Genomic DNA, 751 nt, shown 5'->3' on the forward strand with positions numbered 1-751 from the left:
TGAGTAGGACGCTCAAATGCCTTGATTCGCTCCCAAAATTTAACAGGCCCGGTTTGAATCACGCGTAAAGCGCCGACGCCATTGCGCTCCTCATCCCCTGTTGTTACTAGCTTAGCAGCCCCAACCGCTTTGAATGACCCATAACCAGCATGGTCGCTGAGTGCTTCAAACACGTCGTTAATCGGTTTTTTGACGATACGTTCTACTTTTATTTTAAACATAGTGTTATCTCGTTAGGGGTAAATTATTCCGCTTATTGTTATTTTAAAACTTAATTAAGCAACCACACTTCAAAAACTAATTATCGTGAAGAGCGCTTAGACCCTCGGCCTTTAGCAGGACGCTGACCATTTCCGTTGCTATTGCCAGCAGGTTTGCCCTTGCCGCCTGAAGGCTTGCCGCGACCAGTAGGACGCCCATCCCTACCCTTTGAACCCTTAGGGTTTCTAGCGCCCTCTTTAGAATGTTTATTATCTTTTGCGGCGCCCGTTGATTTAGAAGCCGATTTTGATGTATTGCTACGAGATTTTTTTCGTGGGCCGTTGCGAGACTTTTTACCTGCATTGCTATCTTCTGAAGACGACTCTCCAATAGATTTAAGCAATACAGATAACTCTTTTTCGGTCAGATCTCGCCAGTCGCCAACGGGAATACCCTTGAGGCTGACATTCATAATTCGCGTACGCTCAAGCTTGACGACGTCATAGCCAAAATGCTCACACATACGGCGGATTTGACGGTTCAGCCCCTG

General features: G+C 46.5%; 2 protein-coding genes. Both read right to left on the reverse strand.

Annotation, left to right across the window (positions count from 1 at the left end):
• The coding region (locus ACTXGO_RS15335) for an SRPBCC family protein (protein ID WP_459112942.1) at positions 1 to 221 on the reverse strand (221 nt) is incomplete at its 3' end.
• 80 nt (positions 222 to 301) lie between these two features.
• Positions 302 to 751 (reverse strand): pseudouridine synthase (locus tag ACTXGO_RS15340; RefSeq protein ID WP_459112943.1); only part of this gene is annotated, 450 nt, incomplete at its 5' end.

The sequence above is a fragment of the Psychrobacter sp. T6-1 genome, assembly GCF_052258445.1.